Source organism: Flintibacter sp. (assembly GCF_046973065.1).
This window is the reverse complement of the sequence record NZ_JBKVXZ010000064.1, coordinates 1-20,954: the sequence shown is the minus strand read 5'-3', so window position 1 is coordinate 20,954 and position 20,954 is coordinate 1. Positions and strand designations below refer to the sequence as shown.

The 20,954-nt window shown below is 52.9% G+C and carries 25 protein-coding genes and 1 pseudogene; 21 read left to right on the top strand and 5 right to left on the bottom strand.

What is annotated here, in order from left to right; translation table 11 throughout:
- From ACLTXB_RS16465 to ACLTXB_RS16445, 5 genes are all read right to left on the bottom strand, one after another.
- Positions 1 to 317 (bottom strand): hypothetical protein (locus tag ACLTXB_RS16465; protein ID WP_428227721.1); only part of this gene is annotated, 317 nt, incomplete at its 3' end.
- A 155-nt stretch (positions 318 to 472) separates the two neighbouring features.
- Positions 473 to 1,126: a response regulator transcription factor gene (locus tag ACLTXB_RS16460; RefSeq protein WP_074661609.1), complete on the bottom strand. Its 654-nt coding sequence runs from the start codon at positions 1,124 to 1,126 to the stop codon at positions 473 to 475.
- The gene (locus ACLTXB_RS16455; RefSeq protein WP_428227720.1) at positions 1,123 to 1,434 is read right to left on the bottom strand and encodes a sensor histidine kinase; all 312 of its coding nucleotides are present in this window, start codon (positions 1,432 to 1,434) and stop codon (positions 1,123 to 1,125) included. The genes ACLTXB_RS16460 and ACLTXB_RS16455 overlap by 4 nt, the downstream gene beginning before the upstream one ends.
- Positions 1,435 to 1,442: 8 nt before the next feature.
- Complete coding sequence (locus ACLTXB_RS16450) at positions 1,443 to 2,387, bottom strand: hypothetical protein (RefSeq protein WP_428227719.1); 945 nt, start codon at positions 2,385 to 2,387, stop codon at positions 1,443 to 1,445.
- 23 nt (positions 2,388 to 2,410) lie between these two features.
- Positions 2,411 to 4,045 (bottom strand): histidine kinase N-terminal 7TM domain-containing protein, encoded by a 1,635-nt coding sequence (locus tag ACLTXB_RS16445; RefSeq protein WP_428227718.1) that lies wholly within the window; start codon positions 4,043 to 4,045, stop codon positions 2,411 to 2,413.
- Positions 4,046 to 4,419: 374 nt separating this feature from the next.
- Between ACLTXB_RS16445 and ACLTXB_RS16440 the strand changes: the two genes are divergently transcribed.
- From ACLTXB_RS16440 to ACLTXB_RS16340, 21 genes and pseudogenes are all read left to right on the top strand, one after another.
- The gene (locus ACLTXB_RS16440; RefSeq protein ID WP_074661614.1) at positions 4,420 to 4,785 is read left to right on the top strand and encodes a zinc-ribbon domain-containing protein; all 366 of its coding nucleotides are present in this window, start codon (positions 4,420 to 4,422) and stop codon (positions 4,783 to 4,785) included.
- A 1-nt stretch (position 4,786) separates the two neighbouring features.
- Positions 4,787 to 5,086, top strand: a complete 300-nt coding sequence (locus tag ACLTXB_RS16435; RefSeq protein ID WP_428227717.1) for a zinc ribbon domain-containing protein — start codon at positions 4,787 to 4,789, stop codon at positions 5,084 to 5,086.
- Between the two features lie 43 nt (positions 5,087 to 5,129).
- Complete coding sequence (locus ACLTXB_RS16430; RefSeq protein WP_154465349.1) at positions 5,130 to 6,545, top strand: SPFH domain-containing protein; 1,416 nt, start codon at positions 5,130 to 5,132, stop codon at positions 6,543 to 6,545.
- A 99-nt stretch (positions 6,546 to 6,644) separates the two neighbouring features.
- The gene (locus ACLTXB_RS16425; RefSeq protein WP_074661621.1) at positions 6,645 to 7,052 is read left to right on the top strand and encodes a hypothetical protein; all 408 of its coding nucleotides are present in this window, start codon (positions 6,645 to 6,647) and stop codon (positions 7,050 to 7,052) included.
- 46 nt (positions 7,053 to 7,098) lie between these two features.
- A complete protein-coding gene (locus ACLTXB_RS16420) occupies positions 7,099 to 7,998 on the top strand; it encodes a DUF4428 domain-containing protein (protein WP_074661624.1) in 900 nt (299 codons plus the stop codon).
- 30 nt (positions 7,999 to 8,028) lie between these two features.
- Positions 8,029 to 8,370, top strand: coding sequence for a DUF5640 domain-containing protein (locus tag ACLTXB_RS16415; protein ID WP_074661627.1), 342 nt, complete (start codon positions 8,029 to 8,031; stop codon positions 8,368 to 8,370).
- 33 nt (positions 8,371 to 8,403) lie between these two features.
- Positions 8,404 to 8,988 (top strand): DUF5067 domain-containing protein, encoded by a 585-nt coding sequence (locus ACLTXB_RS16410; RefSeq protein ID WP_428227716.1) that lies wholly within the window; start codon positions 8,404 to 8,406, stop codon positions 8,986 to 8,988.
- Positions 8,985 to 9,677: a hypothetical protein gene (locus tag ACLTXB_RS16405; RefSeq protein WP_428227715.1), complete on the top strand. Its 693-nt coding sequence runs from the start codon at positions 8,985 to 8,987 to the stop codon at positions 9,675 to 9,677. The genes ACLTXB_RS16410 and ACLTXB_RS16405 overlap by 4 nt, the downstream gene beginning before the upstream one ends.
- Before the next feature lie 114 nt (positions 9,678 to 9,791).
- Entirely contained in the window at positions 9,792 to 10,253 is a 462-nt protein-coding gene (locus ACLTXB_RS16400; protein WP_428227714.1) for a hypothetical protein, read from the top strand.
- A gap of 142 nt (positions 10,254 to 10,395) precedes the next feature.
- Positions 10,396 to 10,995, top strand: a complete 600-nt coding sequence (locus ACLTXB_RS16395) for a hypothetical protein (protein WP_074661632.1) — start codon at positions 10,396 to 10,398, stop codon at positions 10,993 to 10,995.
- Positions 10,992 to 11,873 carry a hypothetical protein gene (locus tag ACLTXB_RS16390; RefSeq protein ID WP_412262038.1) on the top strand — a complete coding sequence of 294 codons (882 nt, stop codon included), beginning with the start codon at positions 10,992 to 10,994 and terminating at the stop codon, positions 11,871 to 11,873. The genes ACLTXB_RS16395 and ACLTXB_RS16390 overlap by 4 nt, the downstream gene beginning before the upstream one ends.
- A 102-nt stretch (positions 11,874 to 11,975) precedes the next feature.
- A complete protein-coding gene (locus ACLTXB_RS16385) occupies positions 11,976 to 12,914 on the top strand; it encodes a DHH family phosphoesterase (protein ID WP_428227713.1) in 939 nt (312 codons plus the stop codon).
- 24 nt (positions 12,915 to 12,938) lie between these two features.
- Complete coding sequence (locus ACLTXB_RS16380) at positions 12,939 to 13,469, top strand: hypothetical protein (protein WP_074661642.1); 531 nt, start codon at positions 12,939 to 12,941, stop codon at positions 13,467 to 13,469.
- 32 nt (positions 13,470 to 13,501) lie between these two features.
- On the top strand, positions 13,502 to 14,611 hold the full coding sequence (locus tag ACLTXB_RS16375) for a Trm112 family protein (protein WP_428227712.1): 1,110 nt from the start codon (positions 13,502 to 13,504) through the stop codon (positions 14,609 to 14,611).
- 16 nt (positions 14,612 to 14,627) lie between these two features.
- The gene (locus ACLTXB_RS16370; RefSeq protein ID WP_428227711.1) at positions 14,628 to 15,914 is read left to right on the top strand and encodes a TPM domain-containing protein; all 1,287 of its coding nucleotides are present in this window, start codon (positions 14,628 to 14,630) and stop codon (positions 15,912 to 15,914) included.
- A gap of 60 nt (positions 15,915 to 15,974) precedes the next feature.
- A complete protein-coding gene (locus ACLTXB_RS16365; protein WP_428227710.1) occupies positions 15,975 to 16,235 on the top strand; it encodes a hypothetical protein in 261 nt (86 codons plus the stop codon).
- Positions 16,236 to 16,420: 185 nt separating this feature from the next.
- Positions 16,421 to 17,128: a hypothetical protein gene (locus ACLTXB_RS16360; RefSeq protein WP_428227709.1), complete on the top strand. Its 708-nt coding sequence runs from the start codon at positions 16,421 to 16,423 to the stop codon at positions 17,126 to 17,128.
- 242 nt (positions 17,129 to 17,370) lie between these two features.
- Positions 17,371 to 18,750, top strand: coding sequence for a hypothetical protein (locus ACLTXB_RS16355; RefSeq protein WP_428227708.1), 1,380 nt, complete (start codon positions 17,371 to 17,373; stop codon positions 18,748 to 18,750).
- A gap of 165 nt (positions 18,751 to 18,915) precedes the next feature.
- Positions 18,916 to 19,821: a hypothetical protein gene (locus ACLTXB_RS16350; protein ID WP_428227707.1), complete on the top strand. Its 906-nt coding sequence runs from the start codon at positions 18,916 to 18,918 to the stop codon at positions 19,819 to 19,821.
- Between the two features lie 18 nt (positions 19,822 to 19,839).
- The gene (locus ACLTXB_RS16345; protein ID WP_325214137.1) at positions 19,840 to 20,328 is read left to right on the top strand and encodes a DUF6935 domain-containing protein; all 489 of its coding nucleotides are present in this window, start codon (positions 19,840 to 19,842) and stop codon (positions 20,326 to 20,328) included.
- A 4-nt stretch (positions 20,329 to 20,332) separates the two neighbouring features.
- A pseudogene (locus ACLTXB_RS16340) lies at positions 20,333 to 20,954 on the top strand (hypothetical protein); the annotation flags it as partial.

Here is a 20,954-nt window from a genome sequence, read left to right as displayed (position 1 = left end):
AGACCATCCTTCTTTGCCTGCCGCACCCTGTCCGCCAGCTTTTTCTCTGTGTTTTCATCCACCACCAGCACGATCTTGCAATCTGGCTGAGCCTTTTTCAGAGCGTTTCGGATTTTTAGCCGCTCCTCCAGTGTCCAGGATGTGTATACGGTAACTTCCATAATCAGAACATTTGCAAGCACAGCATCACATAGCGACAGAGTTTTGTCCGGGCTCTCGCTCATGACTGGTTCCAGATTGGAATCAAAGTTGCGTAAGGCTTCGGCTACTGCGTCCGCAAACAGGACATTCTGCATATCAATCACGATTCTTCGCATAAGGCGGCCTCCTATCAATCATTTTGAATCCTTTGATGATACCAGTATAGCGAAGAAGCCATTTTCTCGCACTGTCCCTGAGTACAGTTTTTTGAAGTTTTCTCAAAAAAATTTCCCGGCTTCATTGAAACCGGGAAATAAAGCTGTGTGCTCTGTTATTTGGTTATGTCAAAGTCCAGATCCTCCGGGAGGCTCGGAATAATAAATTTTTTGCCTGTAACTGCTATGGCAAGGCGGGTCTTGTTGGCATAGCCTGTTTTTTGCAGGATGTTGGAAACATGATATTTCACGGTCCTCTCTGTGATAGAAAGAGTCTGGGCGATCTCGCTGTATTCCAGACCATCACATACAAGGCGCAGTACCTGGATTTCTTTTGCAGTCAGATCGGTGCTACTTACAAGACCTAATTTCACTTGTGGCGTTTCATGGGGAAAGAGATGTTCTCCTGCCATTGTGCGATCAATGACATCGATCAGGTCTTCGGGACTTAAATCTTTGTACCAAAAGCTGTCTACCTTTGCGGCTTTGGCTCTTTCTAAAAAACCGACCTCGACCATTGATGTGACAACGATGATCTTTATGTTTGGGAACGCCACTTTGATCTCGGCGGCAGCTTCGATGCCATCCTTGTTTCCAGCAGTACAGACATCCATCAAGATCAGGTCGATCATCTGACGCTTGCAATAGGCAAGTGCAACATCCGCGCCGCTTATACTGGCTGCCAGGGCATATTTTTCACTGTCGGAGATCATTCTCTCCATATATTTGCGGGGCATCCGCTGATCCTCTACAATTAACACCTGTTTCACTCTGCCGCCTCCTTTTCTACGGGCATGACGATTATCAGCGTAAAGGCTGGTGACCACTGTATTTCCATCGTACCTCCTAAGTTCGTAACATGGCGGTGAAGGTTGAGTAACCCGCCCCTCGGCACAATGACGCTTTCAGGGGGCTTTCCGTTATTTGTGATACGCAGGGAAATGTTGTTTCCGTCCTGCCGGGCGGTGACATAAAGGGCCGTTGCATCCGCATGGCGGACGCCGTTGGTGAGACATTCCCGCATGGCGATCACAAATATGCGATATATTTCCTCCTGCTTTGGTAATTCGCCAGCCATTTCTACCTTTACGCCGATGGTACTGGCATCCCGCAAAAATTCCGCAAGCTCCCCGCGCTCCTGGGGGTATTCATTGTCATTTTTAATGGTCCTGATTGCTTTTTGAAACAATAGAAGGCTGTCTGCGGCCTCCTGGGATACCTGCTCTTGCTGCAAAATCTGCCGCATAGCAATGATCCCCGCCCCCATCTGGTCATCAGTTTGGTTTTTGCCGACAGGACTTCCGTTTCCTTTGTCAATGTCAGTACATTATCCGAAAGAATCTTTAAGTCACGGGAGAATTTTTTGAGCTGCTCAGTCTGTTCCTTGAGTCTCAGTCCCTTTTCGTAAAGTTCAGTCACATCTGAGAAGATCGCCTCTGTGTAAACTGTGCCGTCTGGTACCGTTATCTCCGTCTGGGAGTAGCGCCAAGCCTTACCATCGGGGAACAGATAGGTTTGCTCTTCATCCGGTAGCCTTACAACACCGCTTTTCTTATCACACTCTGTAAGTGCCTGCCGCAATTCATCGAAGTGCTGGAGATCGCTTTGCGCCAGTATGTGGAACAAGCGGTGCATTTGTAGATTGCACAGTTTGAACTCACCCGATGGGGTGAAATAGCAGATCGCGTTGGGCAACATATCGATTGTCTGCTTCACGGAATTGTGGCTAAGTGTCCGGCCTTTCCGATGGATCAACACAGCGGTTTGACCAAGGAGCAAAGTACCCACCATGTCAGCGATGCACCACAGCGACCACATTGGAAATGGCAGCAAAGGATTGATAGGAAGTCCATCGGCCTTTTTGTCAAAGGCATCCCCGGCAATGCACAGCAGGATCAGCAAAGAGATAAATACCCCGGCGTTCAGAAGCCTGCACCGTCTGCTCCCACCTCGGTCAGGGGATGCAAGAAAAAGAAACACATCCAATATCAAAGAAAAGAACAGGCAAATCATCCATACGGACTGTTCCATTTCGGAGGATAAATAGAATGTTGTCACGTTTGTCCACCTGCCTTTCCGATGCGGAGGATAAAGCGCCATACGCCATCCTCAAAGGAGCAGCTTTCACAGGTATCCCGAAAATCTGCAAGGGAGCTTTCGCATTCCACCTCCAGACGGAGGATGATCGAATCTGCAAGAATACGCGCTTTCAACCAAACAAAGCTCATATCATCTATAGCGGTCTCCATCACCTTCTCAAAAAAGTCGTAGACCAGGATTGTGTCCTGGGTAAAGATTTTGCTGCCCTTCGGAATGTCTGCTTCACATTCGACCCCCATCAGTTTCAAATTTGAAAAGGATTCCTCCATGCAAAGGGCCAGTTCTGTGGTATCGATGGTTTCCGTTTTTTCACGGATAAAGATCAGGTTGCCTCTGCGTTTTATGTAAGCGCCGATTACAGTGATCTTCGCAAGCAGACTGCGGCGCTTTTCCGGATTTTCTTCTTCGTCATATAGATAAAACAGGTCATTCAATAAATCGATCTGATGAGCGGTTTCTTCCTGTAAAAGGTCATAGAGCCGATTCTTTTCCCGCAAGGTGTGGATCTCCAGCTTGATACGATAATTTTCCTGTTCCAGATGGTTGCTTTCTGCAATGGTTTCCTTGTTCTCTTCTAACTTTTTGAGCAGTATGGTAATATCTGTTATATCTTCCTGCCAATACACATGACCGCCTTCGATAGGGTAACTTTTTAGCAGGGTATGTTTATCAAGGTTAACAGCGCCCGCCTCTGCCGTACACATGATCTGTTCAGAAAGCACAGGCGAATTTGCGGAGGCGTAGCGGACCTTATGGTCGTGATCAGCAATCTGGGCGCCGAAGGTCCCGGCCTTAAACAGCTCATCATAGCCAGTATTGGTCTGAATCAATCCGCACTGGATACAGCTTTCCAGTATGGCGGTAAACATCAGGCACTGCACCGCTGTAATATCTCCGCCTATCACTTGCATCCACCTGGCTCCGCTGGCGTAGATAAAGGCATATAGAATGGAGCAGGACAGCAGAAGCGCCGGTAAGTATTTTCTCCTTTGCGCCAAACGGCATTTGATGAGCATGATCACAAAGGCGGCCAGCGCACAGATGATCTCCCACCCGATAACAAAATAATATCCGTACTCGTATCCGTTATCCGTATCGCTCCTAACCGTTCCGGTCGGGAAGGAGAAAACAAGCTGATGGAGATCGTTTGTCAGTACCAGCAGCAGAAAGAACAGGGTGGGAAGATAGAGCAGTCTTGTCCATTTCGGCAGATGGTAGCTTTCCGGCTTACCCAGCGACATGGAAACAAACACGGAAAGCAGAGGTATGAACAGCATAGGACAATAGTACCAGTACCATAGATGCCGGATCGCATCAGGAGCGACCACAAAAAAATATTTTATTGACCGTATAACAAACCAGAAGACGGTCAGACATGAAACGCCGACCATATAGCGGCGCACCTGTGTTTGTAAAATGCGATGGCTGACAGAGAGACCCCAGCCAATGTACAGACTGATATAAAGGATCGTGCGGACCAAACCCAGCGGTACGGGAAAAACATCAAACTTTCCCAAAACGCGGGCAGAGATAGCACAGACGATCAGCACAGCTACCAGGACTCCCGTTCTTTGATTCTGCTTAGTCATGCGTGGACACCTCCCCGCGAAATACAACTCTCATCACCGTATCTTCCTTGGTATCTCATTTACAGCATTTCCAGTCTTAGACTTGAAAGAAACCTGATTTTTTGTTTCCCCTACCCATTTTTCGGTTCGGGGTGGCAAGAAAATCAGATTTTTTCTTTTCAACCCTACCCTTTCGGGGGTTTGGGGTGGGGACAAAAGTGTGGAAATCGCTTAAATTATGGGTGCAGGCAATGCCGAAGGAGGGTATGGGCTTTGTCTCCAATGAAAAGCCTCTGACTACGTTGCCAACAAACAGAGGCCGCTCTCCTTTGATTCCTATTATACCATATAACCATGACTTAATCGAGGGTCAAAGAAAAGAAAGGAGGGATTTGATGGCGCTTACCCATAAAACAGCACGCTACAAGGTGATCGCCGACTCGGGAGGAAATCGGTACAGCTTCTTTTGTGACATCACAGGTGCTTTGTTACATACGACCGATCCTATCCAAGCAGAGACACAGGAGCAGGAATTGGAGACCGCATGGGAAGACGCACGGAAATATTTTAACCGATGTCACAAGTGCGGCAAATGGGTATCGAATGCCATGTATAACGCTGATGTGGCGGAATGTGTGGAATGTGCGCCGTGGGAAGATCCGCCTCGTTACTGCTCCCACTGCGGCAAAGAGATTACCTCCGCAGAAATATTTTGTCCACGCTGCGGCAAACGGCTTCAATATGGAGGAGAAGGGTTATAAGATGACACGGCAGCAAATTGAGCAGATCCGTCTGGAAAGCATGAAGCAATATGGATTTGGGCCAGAAGCTATGAAGCTGCTTAAAGTCTGCGCTAATTGCGGTGCAACCGTCTCTGCGGAGCAGCAAACTTGTGGAGAATGCGGCAGTGGACTTCCCCAGGAAACTCTTTATCAGTTCTACCTTAATTTACACCGTCGCTGTCCAGTATGTGAAACAGCGCTTTCGGACAACGCAATCTTTTGTCCTAATTGTGGGGCAATGCTCACAGCAAAGCGCAAAGAAAGAAATGAAGGATTTTAATCGTCAGTAAAGAGAAATAAATCACGAAAGGAAGGATGTAACTATGGGACTTATTAAAGCGGCATTAGGCTCTGCAGGCGGCGTGATGGCCGATCAGTGGAAGGAGTATTTCTACTGTGAGGCAATCCCCGCTACCGTGCTGGCGGTCAAGGGGCGGAAACGGGCCTCTGGGCGCTCCAGCAACACCAAAGGCAGCGACAACATTATCACCAGCGGCTCCGTGATCGCCGTGGCCGACGGCCAGTGCATGATGATTGTGGAGCAGGGCAAGGTGGTGGAGGTATGCGCTGAACCCGGCGAATTCACCTTCGACGCCTCCACGGAACCCAGCATCTTTTCGGGCGACCTGGGGGAGAGTATCGGGCAGGTGTTCCAGAACATCGGCAAGCGGTTCACCTTCGGCGGCGAAGCGCCCAAGGATCAGCGCGTCTACTACTTCAACACCAAGGAACTGATCGGCAACAAGTACGGCACGCCCTCTCCCGTCCCCTTCCGTGTCGTGGACCAGCGGGCGGGGATCGACATTGATATCGCCATCCGCTGTTTTGGGGAGTATTCCTATCGGGTGGCAAACCCTCTGCTGTTCTATACCAATGTCTGCGGCAATGTGGAAGCGGATTTTGACCGCAGAGCCATTGACGGCCAGCTGAAAACCGAGTTGCTGACCGCGCTGCAGCCCGCCTTCGCAAAGATCAGCGATATGGGCATTCGATACTCTGCCCTTCCAGGCCACACCACAGAGCTGGCAGATGCTTTGAACCAGGAACTGTCCGCAAAGTGGCGGGATCTTCGGGGTCTTGAGATCGTATCCTTCGGCGTTTCCAGCGTCAAGGCCAACGAGGAAGACGAAAAGATGATCAAGGAGCTGCAGCGCAATACGGCCTTTATGGACCCCACCCGCGCGGCGGCGCATCTTGTCGGCGCACAGGCCGGCGCCATGCAGGCGGCAGCCGCCAACCCCAATGCCGGTCCCGCTATGGCTTTCATGGGCATGGGGATGGCCGGTCAGGCCGGCGGCATGAACGCCCAAAGCCTCTTCCAGATGGGTCAGCAGCAATCGGTACAGCAACCCGTTCCGGCGGCTCCTGCCATGGAGGGATGGGCGTGTTCCTGCGGGCAGACCGGAAATACCGGCAAGTTCTGTGCGGGATGCGGCGCACCCAAGCCCGTCCCTAAACCCGCAGGGGATAGCTGGACCTGCTCCTGCGGGGCCACAGCCACCGGAAAATTCTGCCCGGAGTGCGGGAAGCCCAAGCCTGCGGATACAAACGGCTGGACCTGTTCCTGCGGAGCGGTGAACAAAGGAAAGTTCTGTGCCGAGTGTGGCAAGCCTAAGCCTGCCGGCGTACCGCAGTACAAGTGCGACAAGTGCGGCTGGGAGCCGGACGACCCCGCCCATCCGCCCAAGTTCTGCCCGGAGTGCGGAGATCCCTTTGATGACGGAGACATCCAGGGATGAAACGAGGCCGAAAAGCTATAGTCTGACCCTACGATTGCTGGACGAACAGACATAACACCTAAAACGATTAACAAAACATAAAACAGGAGGATTATACACATGAAAGGTCAAAAATTTTTGAAGGTCACTTCCATTCTCATGATTATCGGCGGCGTCATCGGTGTCATCGCGGGCATCATCGCCATTCTCGGCATCAGCGCCTTGGCGGCGCTTATGGAGACTGGCGAAGGTACCGGCCTGCTCTATGCCAGTTCCATTATTGTAACGCTGGCATCTGTCATTCAGTTTATCGCGGGCATTAAGGGCATCGGTGCCTGCAATGCGCCGCAGAAAGCGGCAGCCTGCATCAAGTGGGGCATCATCATTGCCGTTTTGAGCATCATCTCTATGATCATCGGTCTTGTCGCAGGGGGAGAGTTCAGCTTTACCAGCCTGATCCTGAATTTGCTTGTGCCCGGCCTGTATATCTATGGCGCCATCCAGACGAAGAATGGCCCCCTGGAGTAAACACCATAAAGGAAAGAGGTGGCGTACACCGAGGAGGTAGATTATTATGGCACTGTTCGGAAAACTGTTTGAGAAAAAGGAATGCGCCATCTGCGGCGGCGAGATCGGGCTGTTGGGCAATCGGAAGCTGGAGGATGGGAACTGCTGTAAGAACTGCGCGGCAAAGCTCTCCCCCTGGTTCAGTGACCGGAGGCAGAGCACCGTGGAGGAGATCAAAGAGCAGCTGGCTTACCGGGAAACCAACCAGGAGAAAGTGGCAGCGTTCCGGGTGACCCGCACATTGGGCGAGGGCATGAAAGTCCTGCTGGACGAGGATGACGGGAGATTCATGGTCACATCCGCCCGGAACTGGCAGGAGGCCAATCCGGATGTACTGTCCTTCTCCGATGTGACTGGCTGCAAGCTGGACATTGACGAGAGCAAGACAGAGATCCAGTATAAGGATGCGGAGGGGAAACGGCAGAGCTTTTCCCCCAGACGCTACGCCTTTTCTTATGATTTCTACATTGTAATCAATGTCAACAACCCATACTTTAATGAAATTCGCTTCAAGCTGAACGGTTCTTCTGTTGACAATGATGAGGAAACCCTTTTGGACGGGCCGGATGCACAGCCCAGCGTCAAGGGCGGCGGTCTCCGCACCGGAGGCGCGGGGCCAATCCGCCCCGGTATGCCTGGAGGCTCCCGCCCTGGCGCACGGCCCTTCATGGGCGGTTCCCGGACATCCAATGCGGATGAGGTCCGTTCCAGTATGGAGTACCGGCAGTATGAGGAGATGGGACGCGAGATCCGGGATGCATTGCTCCAGGTTCGGGAGCAGGTAAGGAATGAAGCGGTCGCAGCCGCAGCTCCTAAGACGGCGCTGACCTGTCCGTTCTGTGGAGCCACCACCACACCAGATGCCAGCGGCTGCTGTGAATTTTGCGGCGGCGCTGTCAATGGATAGAACAAATACACAACACAAAGGAGCATGATAATGAAAAAATTAAGCAAGACTTTGGCGCTTCTTTTAGCGCTCACGATGGTTCTGTGTTTGGCCGCCTGTGGAGGCAGCAAGGACGCCCTCTCCGGCACATGGTCGGCCGACCTGGGTGATGACGGCGTTATCACATGGACGTTCGATGGGAAAGGCAAATGCACCATGGAGAATTCCTACATGAAACAAAAGGGCACCTATACCATTGACGAAGACCAGCTTACGGTAACGCTGGAAAGCTGGAGCGATCCGTCTACCTACACGTTCTCTGTGGATGGCAGCAGCCTTACCATGAACGAAAATTCCGGTTACGGTATCAGCGGAACTTTCGCAAAAAAATAGCAGCTTTGTGTTCCGTAAATTTTGGAGGGAACTATGAAAAAAACAAAGACCAAACTTTTGTGCCTGCTGCTTGCGGCGCTGATGCTGCTCAGTCTCACCGCCTGTGGTAAAAATAAGGAATCGACAGATAAGGCATTGGCAGACTCCAATTTGCTCAAGCTCGGCGATTATGAGCTGCTCTATAAGGGCGCGTGCATCATGGAGGATTCGGATGGAAACGACGCGGTCGTTCTGACGCTGGATTTTACGAACAACGGCGAGGACAGTCATTCTTATCTCTGGTCGATCTCCGAAACAGCCATGCAGAACGGTGTGGAGCTGGCGGTTGCCATCGTCTATTCCAATCCGGACTCCTATGATGCTACGGTGATCGAAGATCAATTTACGGATGTCGCGCCGGGTGTGACCCTTGAGATCCGCACAGCCTTTGTGCTGGCGAATACGACCAGCAAGGTCGAAGTGACATTTGAGGAGGCGTTCGGCGACAAAAACGGTAAAATCACCATCGATCCGTCCACACTCAGCCGGGAATCGCTGGAGCGGTACGGCACAGTCTGCCGGGACCGGAGACGCTGCTCGACTGGTGGAATGGCGACTGGTACGGCTGGTGGATTATGACGGGCTGTTCGGGCTACTACGAGGATAAGGGTATGGAGGGCGCTTGGTGGGATATCTGTGGCGCCGTTGACATCGGTGCAGACGGCATGGGCACCGTCATCCTCTGGGATGGGGACTACACAAAATCGGAGCCTATGGTTTCCGCATCGGTCAGCCTCAGTGGCAATGGGACCAGTATATATGGCACTATGATGTCCGAGGGCGGCTCCTTCACGGATATTGCGCTTGAGCACGCGGACTGGATTGTTGATCCGGGGCTGGCGGACTACGGAGACATGATCCACATTGACGGTGATTATGAAAACAGCGGGGATGAATTCCACTATGATATCTATCTGCGCCCATGGGGAACCTATTGGGTCGATGTGGACGAGGAGGATTTGCCTGATCTTTATGATACCTGGTATCTGCCTCTGATTGAGGCGGGCAAGCCAATGCCGGACAGCCTTGATTCAGACGCTCCGGAATCGAATTTGGGTGGAAACACAGCCGGAGGGGACGGCATCGTGACAGAAGAACAGGTGCAAAAGGGCTATGTCTGGATGAACGATGTCAATAAAAATATTTTCGACACCACCTACGAGGAGGTTGTCGCTTACTTCGGCGTGGAAGGTGAGTTTGTCAAGGAAGAGTACAGCGACCACATGAAGGCAAACTACCGCTACTATAAGTGGATCTGCGGACAATGACTCGCATTTCATCTACGTCAATTTCAAGGAAGAGAGACGGGCGTTTATGAGGTAAGCGGTTTCAACACCAGCGGCTTCTCCGGCAAGGAAGCCATCGCGAAGTATCTCGACATCGTGAAGGCAGAGGCCGCCGAAGAGAACAAGGCCGCCTCTGCGAACGCTGCGATGAAGGACTTCTCCGCGAAGGTTGCCATGTTTGCCCACGATGAGATCAACATAACAATCAAGACGACCGTTCCGGATAGCGGGTGGTCGTATGACGAGGGGAAGTGCTGTCTGGTGGAAAACGACGATCCCACCGCGTTCGGCGCAGGCAGCATCCGGTTTGAGGTCAGGAAAAAGCTGGAGGACTTCGACTTCTACAAGGAGAAGTTCGAAAACTATCAGGATATAGAAGACCGCGTGATCGGCGGCATCACCTTCCACGGCCGCACCTATAAGTACATCGGCTACGAATGGATTGAGTATATCGCGCAGATTGACGACACCCGCGCCCTTTCCATCGGCCTGCGGAATATGGACTGCGTCCAGGGAACGATGCCCGACATCATTCTCACCAACATGAAGTTCCAGTAGCGCGGGTCTTCGGCGGACGGCGGTATGTGTCCTGCGTCACTCCAAAAAGCGGCAGGAAAAAGCGGGTAACAATCGTATGGGATCGGCTCCCGTCCCAATTGGGGCGGGAGCCGTATGGCTATTTTAGATGAGGAGGTATACCGTGAAATTAACCCCGGGTTTTGCCGCGATAAGTATTCTGATGGGTATGCTGGGGCTTGCTGCCTGCGGACAGAACAGCAATCAGGTCGTGTATCAATATCCGGAAACCGCAGTCCTGTTTGATAATTTTCATATCCTGAAAACCGTATACACCTCGGGCGAAATGAAACTCTATTACCGCGGCATGAATCTGGACGGGTGTCAGATCGAGTGCTACGATGCGGATTTCACGAAGCTGAGTGGCGAATTTGAGCATATGTTCGAAGACGGCGTTCTGACCATAAAGGCGGATTTTGCGGAGAAGGTCAGCGGCCTGACGATCGGTGACAGAAGAGGCGACGATACGATTTACTGTCTGCGCTATCTGGATTCCTCCCAGTTTGCGTGGCTGGCGGATACATTTTGGTATGACTATGGCTGGATGGAACTGGGCGATGTAGAGCGGTATTATAGCGAGGAGGAATTGGAGGTGGGACAGCAGCCTGTTCCCGCTCCGAAATCCGCTCGTGAAAGCTGGACCTGCTCCTGCGGAGCGGAGAACAGGGGAAAGTTCTGCACCGAGTGCGGCAGACCGTTTCAATCTCTCAGGGGTGAACTATGAAAAAGAAAAATGTATGTAAAGTGATGATTATCGTGTCAGCCCTCTCGATGTTCTCCGGACTTTTCGGATGTAGCGGAAGCAAAAAATATACTGCCGATGAGGTTGTTTCGTTCTATACCTCTTATTCTGGCATGGAAAGATACCCAGTGTATTCTTTTGCACTGCGAAAGGAAGACGAGGACTGGCTCTTTTCTGCAAGCTGCTATGTGGGAAGCCGGAAGGAGCATTACGCATCGTTCAGTTCCGTCCAGATCCCGCCTGAAGATGCAGAAGGATTCCTTGAGATCATTCTTGAGGAAGGCGAGATAAAACGGCTCAGAAAATACCGTGAGCCGATACACTTTTTTCACATATCCGATGCGCCGATGCGCATCTCTGGAATGACATTCACTGATGGAAGCAGTATAGACAAAGAAACCGCGTTCGGTGATAAGACGCTCGATTATCTCTATGCGCTTGCCGACAGGCACTATGAGGCAGCTGAGAAAATTGAGATCAGGGCTGTTTCCGTCCACAGCAGCTGTATGGATCATTCCTCTTCCTATTCGTTTACCATCGAAAAAGAAGGAGATGATTGGTTCTTTTCATTTGATGCTGCACTCAACCGCAGTGGCGCTCACACGGAAGTGGAAAACCAGCGGATTGGAGAGAGCGATGCGGAGGAGATACTCCGCATCGTAAAGGAGCAGCAGCTCGTTACAAGAGTGAAAGAGTATGAAGAGCCGCCGGACAATGACATATTCGCCCTTGATGAAACTACATACCAGACGTCATTTGAGTTCGCGGACGGCAACTCTATATATGCCCCGATCAATGCGGGTAATGAACTGATTGATGCGTTCTATCGTCTTGCGGGAGTGAGAATCTATCAAAGATAAGCTGACACTGCCGCACGAAAGGAAAAACGGTCAGGGCTGACAGGCCGGCGGCAACCGTTGAATAGATAGGAGTGAATACGAAAATGAACGACTTTAACCAGCTTGCGGCGTTATGCCACGGCAAGCATATCGACCCATAATTTCCCAGACCCGGACGCCATTGCCTCCGCCTTCGGCTTACAGCGCCTTCTGGCCCAGCATGAAATCCCCTCTACCCTCTGCTACGATGGAAGGATCGACAAGTTGAGCGCGTCCAAGATGCTGGAGGCGTTCCAGATCCAGATGTTCCCCTATGAGCAGCTGCGTCCGGACATGGCCGAGGAAGACTATGTGATCTGTGTGGACGCGCAGAAGCACAGTGGGAATATCACGGATTTTGTTGGGGATGAGGTGGCCTGCATCGACCACCACCCCATTTTTGTGCCAATTGAATACCGCTACCAGGACATCCGCCCCACTGGGGCCTGCGCCACGATCATCGCCCAGTATTATAAACAGCTTCCGTGCCTGCCGGACAGGCACACGGCGACTGCCCTGCTCTATGGCCTGAAAATGGACACGCTGCAGTTTACGCGGGGCGTGACGGAACTGGATATTGAAATGTTCGCATTCCTGTTCCCTCTGTGTGACCAGGAAATGCTGGCGCGGCTGGAGCGCAACAATATGGAGTTCAACGATCTGAAAGCATATGGCGCGGCCATCGAGAGCATTGAGGTCTACGACAAGGTAGGCATATCCAATGTCCCCTTTCCCTGCCCGGACGCTTTGATTGCGATCCTCTCCGATTTCATCCTGGCGCTGCAGGAGGTGGAGGTCGCCGTGGTATTCTCCAAACGGGAGGATGGGATCAAGTTTTCTGTCCGCTCGGAGGATCCGGCTGTCCATGCGGGGCATTTAGTCCGTGATGCGCTCCACGGTTATGGAGATGGCGGCGGCCATGCGGAGATGGCTGGCGGGATGATCCGGAAAGAAAAGGAGTGTCTGCTGGGGCGGTATCCAAAAGACACCATCCGGGACTCGTTTTTACGGGTCCTGTCGTGAACAGTTTGATTGAGGAGGTTTGATATGGAGCTTTACCTGACTGAAAAAGTTCGGCTGGGCTACAGGACGGGGGAACTTATCCGTATGGCGGCATTCGCACTTTTGGGCGTGATTATTGCGGCATCGGTTTTCGAGGTGGATCTGGAGTTTGACCTGGGCAGTGTGCTTGCGGAGCTGTTCATGCTTTCAATGGGTGTCCTATGTATCTGGAAGGGTACGCTTGGCCCGGTCCGCCGCCAGAGCGCCAGCCGGCTTGCCCATCGGCTTGCGGAATGCTTCTTCGCCAGCCCTGAGCCAGAGATTTCCTTTGACCAGCTTTCCAGAGCCATTGGCGGAAAGAACGTGGAACGTAAGGTACGCCATATGATCCAAAAAGGATACTTAGAAAACATCAGTCTTGATACGCCTAACAAGCGTATCATGCTGACAGCCTTTAACAAAGTTGCCCAGAAAGAGCAGTACGAAACGGTTACCTGCCCCCATTGCGGCGGAGAGAACGTCATACGGCCCGGATGGGCTTCGTCCTGCCAATACTGCGGATCCAAGCTGATCTGAAGAAGATAAACCAGTAGGAGGAGAGATAAAAGATGCCTTCACAAGTAACAAATTACCAGTGTCCGGCCTGCACAGGCCCGCTGCACTTTGCCGGGGACTCCGGGAAACTGGAGTGCGATTACTGCGGGAGCGCCTACGAGATCTCCGAGATAGAGGCGCTGTACCAGCAGAAAGAAGAACAGGCCGTGAAAGCCCACGAGGACGCTCAGACCAAAGGCGCGGAAGATGACGGCTGGGACACCTCCGGCCTGAGCGGTGACTGGGGCGCGGATGCCGCAGGGATGAAAGCCTATAACTGCCCTTCCTGCGGAGCGGAGCTGATCTGTGATGAAAGTACCGCCGCCACATCCTGTCCTTATTGCGGGAACCCCACCGTAGTGCCAGGGCAGTTCGGCGGTACACTGCGGCCCGATTTTGTGCTTCCATTCAAGCTGAGCAAGGAGGATGCGGTCGCGGCCCTTAAAAAGCACTATAAGGGCAAGGTTTTTCTGCCAAAAACCTTTACCGCCGGGAACCACATCCAGGAGATCAAGGGGGTTTACGTCCCTTTCTGGATGTTTGACGGCGAGGCGGAGGGCGATGCCCGGTATGCAGCCACACGTTCCCGTACCTACCGCTCCGGCGATTATGAGGTCACCGAGACAGAACATTATGACGTTTTCCGTTCCGGTTCCGTCGCGTTTGAAAAGGTTCCGGTGGATGCGTCCAGCAAGATGCCGGACGACTACATGGATTCCATTGAACCCTATGACTATACAGAACTGAAACCCTTTTCCACGGCATATCTGCCCGGTTTTCTCGCTGACAAGTTTGATGTGACGGTAGAACAGAGCCGGGAGCGGGCTGACAAACGCTGCGAGAACACGCTGGCCGCCGCACTGCGGGATACCGTGAAGGGCTACAATACCTGTACGTCCAAGGGGGGCAGTATTCTCAAGCGCGGCAAAGTCCACTATGCGCTCATGCCGGTCTGGATGCTTAATACCAAGTGGAACGGAAAAGATTTTCTGTTTGCCATGAACGGCCAGACTGGCAGGCTGGTGGGTGAGCTGCCCGTGAGCCGCGGCAGATTCTGGGCGCTGTTCGCCGCCATCGCTGTGCCGCTGTCGGTGCTGAGCTCAGTCTTGTTCACGCTTTTGTAGATAAGGGGGATCGGATATGAAGAAATTTGCGAGTTTTGTGCTGTCGGTGCTACTGGCACTGACCTTCTGTATCCCGGCTGCGGCAGCGGAAGATTACGGCGTGATCTACGATGAGACAGGGCAGTTAGGGTCGGAACCGCTGCGGTATGCAGGAGAGGTCACGCTTCCCGCGCTCACAGAGCGGTATGGTGTTGACCTGCGGGTAGATATTCTGACGGAAAGTGATTATGATACCGTGCTTGACGCAGCGGAAGGTATTTACGAAGAGTATGAATATGGCTATGGAAAATACCACTCCGGTATTACGCTGACCCTGCTGCTTACGCCCTGCGAAGACGCCTATACAATGGCCGCGGATGACTGGTGTGTCTATCTGGGCGGTACGGATGAAAATCTGCTTTATGGGGATTGGCTTTACGATCTTACCAAGGCAGTGGAGCCTTATTTGTCAGTGGAATCCGGCATGGAGTCTGGGGCATGGTCCGGCAATATGGATATGAGCGCCGTGGCGCTTTCCCAGGCGGTGGGCGCTATGGCGGAATTCGTGGCGGACTTTTTCGCACCGGGAGACAGCGGCTATGAAATGACTGGAGGGCCGTCCGGTCAGGATGCGGAGGAACCGGACAGCACCTCGATGTACTATATTTTTGACATCAGCGACCTGCTCCCTTTTGACCAGTGGGAGGAACTGGAGCAGTGGGCCGGGGACATTTCCCGGCGGCACGGCTGTGGCGTCTATGTGGTTCTTGTGGACGACTATGAGGATTTTGGCTCCGGGGATGTCTATGATGTGACCACACAGATCTATCACTCCGAACAAAACGGCTTCGGAATGGGCGATGGGCGGGATGGCATCATGATCCTTCTGAGCATGGCGGAACGTGATTACGCCATGTTTGTCTACGGTAAAAGTGCCGGATACGCCTTTAACGAATACGGACAGGAACAGCTGGAAGAGAGCTTTTTAGGCGACTTTGGCAATGATGACTGGTATGGCGGCATTTCCCATTACCTGGACTCCTGCGATGAGTATCTTGCCAAAGCGGATGCGGGGCATCCGGTGCGGGCCAACCCCTTGTGGGGAATTGGATTGATGACGTTTTTGTCCTGTCTGGCGGCGCTGGCGGTCTGCATGGTGCTGAAACGGAAGATGAACAATGTCCGGCAGAACGCGCAGGCCAACGAATACATTGTTCCTGGCGGGCTGCGCCTAGCAGACAGTTATGACCGCTACACGCACACCACCAAAACCGTACCAAGATCGAACAGAAGAGTTCGAGCAGCAGTAGCGCGAGAAGAGTAGCGCCAGAAGCGGTGGCGGCGGTTCGGGCCGTAGCGGGAAATTCTAAGGAGGAACAAATTCATGAGGAGAATGATAATCGGACCGCGTCCGCCCTTCTGGCGTTTCTGCCCTGTTTGGCCTGCCGCCTGCGGCAGTAAGTCGCAGGACGGCACCGGCGCCGGCGATGTATTGTCCATACTAGCCGATGGAAGTACCGGCAAAGGAGTGCTGGCTGACGGCAGACAGCCGGATAAGGATATGTCTGCTGACTACGAGGGAACGGAGCAAGAGGCACTGGCCTGGCCGGGAATTTATGGCGAATACGCACCGCAGGCGCCATAGCCGCGCGATACCCAGCTGTAGGGGCGGATGACACCACTTCTCTGACAGAATGGCTGTGGGACAACTCGCCCGGATTGATGGATGAGATGCCTTTTATCCGGACAATCCCGCCCGTGCGTATTCTGGGTCCCGGCTATGGGGACCTTTACTGCATCGTGCCAAGAGATGACAGGACCACCCTTTCAGTGAATCATGTCACATGGAAATCCACAGGCAACGGAGTCTGGCCCGAGCCGGATGAAGTCCTCTACCGGGAAGAGTATGCCCAGCCGGTGCTGGTATTTGTAGGTTATGAGGAATTTCGCGATGAGCCGGATATAGAGATCATTGCCAGTGACAGCGGTGGCGCAGGAGGTCTGGTAACATGGTATCCGGTATGGGACGTGGAGGTTGGGGGTGATATGATCGTTCCCACAGGCGAGGACTATGCCCCCCTGGTCATGGACTTCACCCTCTTTGGCGATATCACGGGTCTGGATTATTGGGGCGATCCGGACAGCTGGGAACCGACAGGGGATGACTGGTGGGTGCCGCCCACGGAGGAAGGACTGGCGGATACCTGCTGGGTGTGCGATGGATGGTCTCTGAACCTGCTTGGTGGAGGCGGTGATCCGAACTGCGCGGGCATTGCCGAACTGTATTGCCAGTTCGAGGATGGGCAGGAATATCAACTGCTCTATTCCGGCGTCTGGCGGATGGTGGATGACTGTCTACAGCTAATTGTCTCCACGGGAGCAGGAAATCTTCCCAGCGATGCCAGCGGCGTCTTTCCTGTCCTGATTGACCCGTCCGGGGACTACCTGCATATCCAGCAGGACAGGGACAACGGAATGCGTCCGCCTTTCTTTGATAATGACATGAGTTCCATGGAGCTGATACGCTCCTATGGATAAATAAACCGGAAAGGAACAATGGCATGAAATATAGACGCATATTTGCACTTTTATTCGTTTTGATTCTGTCCCTTACCGCCTGCGGCAGGGAGCAGGTTCCGCCAGGGAACGGCCCCCTGGATCAGGACAAGAAAATACCCGGTAAAGGAGCTATCAATACCCCCACAGAGGATGGCGGAGCATCCGGTTCCGCCGCCAGTGAAGGGGCAGCCGCCTGGCTTTCTGTCGAAGGAGGGAAAGTATTGGATGACCTGCGTGAAGGGGCGCAGGCGGACGGCTGTATCTGTTCCGTAGCTTTTTTGGGCGCCGCCCTGGAGCCTGGGGAAGATATTGCGGCCTTTCTGGCATCAGAGGAGGCGGAGCAATATCTGGATGCGTATCCATTCATCAAGGAGATACCGCCTGAACGGTGGATTGCCCACCCGGAGGGTGGATATGAGGTCTACTGTATCGTTCCTACAGACCCAAAAGCTTCCACAGCGGTCAATACATGGGACATCAACGAGGACAACGATTTTCTTGGCGAAAGCGACCAGGTACTCTACCGCAGCGACTGCGGGGATCCTATCCTCCTTTTGGGCAACCTCAGCGATATTATGCCCAGCCTGGATGTGGAGATTGTGGACAGTACAGGGAGAAGCCTGAGTTACCAGCCCTCTCTGTGGCTCTACGATGGTTCGCTGTCAGGCCCGTCTGAAATTTTTGATTTTACCATGTATCATAATCCTGACCTTATTGGTATATGGTCCGCCGTGATTCCGGCGGAATTAGGAGGCGGTATCTCCCTGAACCTGAATATCGGGCGCGGGGGAAATCTTACCTACAGCTATGGCCGCGGTAACAGCGAACCGATTGCTCTGTACGAAGGCACCTGGAGCAGGCCGGATGAGGCGATGGTCCAGTTCGGGCCGGAGTGCGTGGTTTTCGAGCTGTGCCTTGTAGAGGGCATTGAGGATAACGATCTGTGGGGACAATATGGTCCGGGAGAACTCCATGATGAGATATGCGGCGTTTGGATCTGTGAGCGGGGGGACGGGCCAGGCACATCCTCACTCAGATTGACCCATGTTCAAGGGGATCCTTTTATTGATGGATGTGGAGGATGGGCCATTGTATTTGAGGGCGAAGACCAGGGCGGAAACAATGGAGGTATGGAACAGGGAGCAAACGTCAACCCTCATGTGCTTACCACAGGAGGACCCGCATTTACCCACATGACTGTCCTTCAAACGGAAAACTATCCTGATGGGGGCTATTACTATGAGGATATGACACAGGACGGTTCCATATTGATCATAAACTGCGCTTATCCAGGCGGCCGCAGGAATGGAGTGTCCATGGAAGAATACGCAGTAAAAAGTATCGAGCATCTGACGATGTATGAGGCAGAAGATCTCTCTGTCGAAAAGAACAGCGGCTACAGTGAGGCATTGGGACACCCCGTCTATATTTTGACGTATACGACAAGTGAAAATGATCACACATTTCACTGGAAAATCTTTATGACGGAGGCGGATGGCTATACCTATCTCTATGCCTTTGACGTGTGGCACGAGGTCTACGCAGATATGGAGGATGTCATAGATGATGTTTTCGGACAGCTGTTCTTCCTTGAGATGTAACCGCCCGATGTTATACGCACGAACGAAAACATTTGCAACTTAAATGTATAACGAGTGGATGAAAAGACGTGGAGGATAGATATGAGAAGCAGTAGATTTGCGGCAGCGTTGCTTTGTCTGCTGTTGCCGCTGGTACTGGCATCGTGTGGGAGAAACGGGAGAAAAATGGGTGAGAACGGCCCATCCAGTGCGCTGCCGCCTATCAATAAAGAGAGCAGCACATATTCGGATGCCTTGCCCGAAAACACTTCGGAACCGGAAGATACTGAAGATCCGTGGACGAATACCTGCTGGCAGGCTGTACGGTACATAATGGCAAAGGAAGGCCAGACGATGGAAGGGACTTTGCCGGAGGATGATTGGGTTATAGAACTGTACCTGTTGGAGGGCGGCGGTGCCCGGTATCGGGAATGGAAGCCCCGGAGCTTTGACTATATCGGTGTGTACCACCTTCTGCTCGGAATCGGCCCGGACTGCTTCTGGTATTCGGATGGCAGCGGTGGCTTTTTTCTGAGTACGGAAGCTGACGGGACAAACGAAGACACGGTTTTTGCCCAAGGCCATATGGCGGATGGCCAGTTGATGCTGGATTTCTTGGGCGACCAGTTCTGGATGGAGCGGCAGCCCATGCCGGCCAAGGGCGGGGAATACTGCATGGCGGACCTGTTCGGCCAATGGCGCATGGTTTCCGGCGAGACTGTCACAGAAGGGGATCCGGAGGTCTGGAATTTCACGGCCAGCGAAATGGAGATTGACCGCAGATTGACTTTTCACAGTTCTTGGGACGAGACTGAGCCGGACGGTGTGGACTATTATGACGAGTGGCATCCCGGTTATCTCAGGGAGGCACAGGCCATGGCGGTGGAATACCAGGAGACCCCAATTTATGAGGGATGCGGGAACGAGGCATGGCGTCTCCAGCTGTTCAGCGTTGAGACGATATACCAGAATTACGCAGAAGAAGAATTTTACGTCACAGTATTGGATGCGGATACCCTGCTGCTTCAAGTGCGTCTCAAAGATACAGACGGAGTCCACACCACCAGTACGCAGATTTTTAGCCATTTTTGAAAGAAAGGAGACAGAAAAATGCCAGTCACATTAAACATGATCCCCGCTACTTTGCAGGAATTCCAAACGTGTCCGCAGATGGATCTTTCCAAGCCGGAAAACACCTGCGCCATGTTCCTGTGTGCATTACAGCTATACATAAAGGACAGGGATGCCGGGGTGGAGGCAATGAATATGCTGCGGGGTCCCAGACCCATGACTCCCTACGACAGCCAGTTTCTCCGGGACCGCCTGCGGGATAAGCCTTATCTGCCCCTGGCCTACTTTGAGGGAGCGGCACCTAAAAACAACTATACCCCGGCACAGCCCTATGTACTGAATGTGCTTCCGGATCCACGTCCCCAGGACATAGAAGCCGGGTATATCCGGGTATTCCTGAAAACAGCGGGGGCGGATTCTCCCAGGCCGGTCAAGCTCCGGCAAAAGGGCAGCCTGTGGTATCTCTGGGAGTATTCCAGCATCCTCAGCGGGATACGGTCCCTCGCGGAATGCGATCCTTGGGGGTGAGAATATGAAACAATGCTGGATAGGCATCCTGCTGGCGCTTCTCCTGATTTTTAGCCTGACTGCCTGCAAAGATGCAAATAATGCCGCACAGCCGCTTCCAACAGCCGGAAGCGGCGGGAAGCTGCCGGAAATATCCAAGACGGAGACGGGTGATATGAACCGAGACAGTTCCGAAAGCAGTGCGGTTCCGGATGGTAAGCCAGATATGATTCCTCCATCTGACAAGGAAGCTGCCACAGTTTCCGTTAGTGGTTCGGGCGCGGAGTATCCGGCCTCCGAGCAGGCATTTGAGCGTCTGCGGGAAACCGAGATTGTCCGGTATTACCTCGAACTTGGCATGGTTATGCTGGACACAGGGCTTCAGGAGACTGTCAACGGGCAGAACTGCCGGATCATCTCCCTGGGTACTGACCATGAAACTCATTTTGTGCAGGAAATTTACTACGCTGTCAGCTGCGACACAATCTATACCTATGACCAGATCAACGATGAATGGCTGGAGTTGGGTAGTGAGCCTTCCATTCCGGGCGCGGAATTTGCCATGTCCGATCTGGAGGGCAGCTGGCAGATAGTCGAGGGAGAAGTCGAGGGGTGGCGGTACAGTGCGGCGGATGAGGGCATTGTCT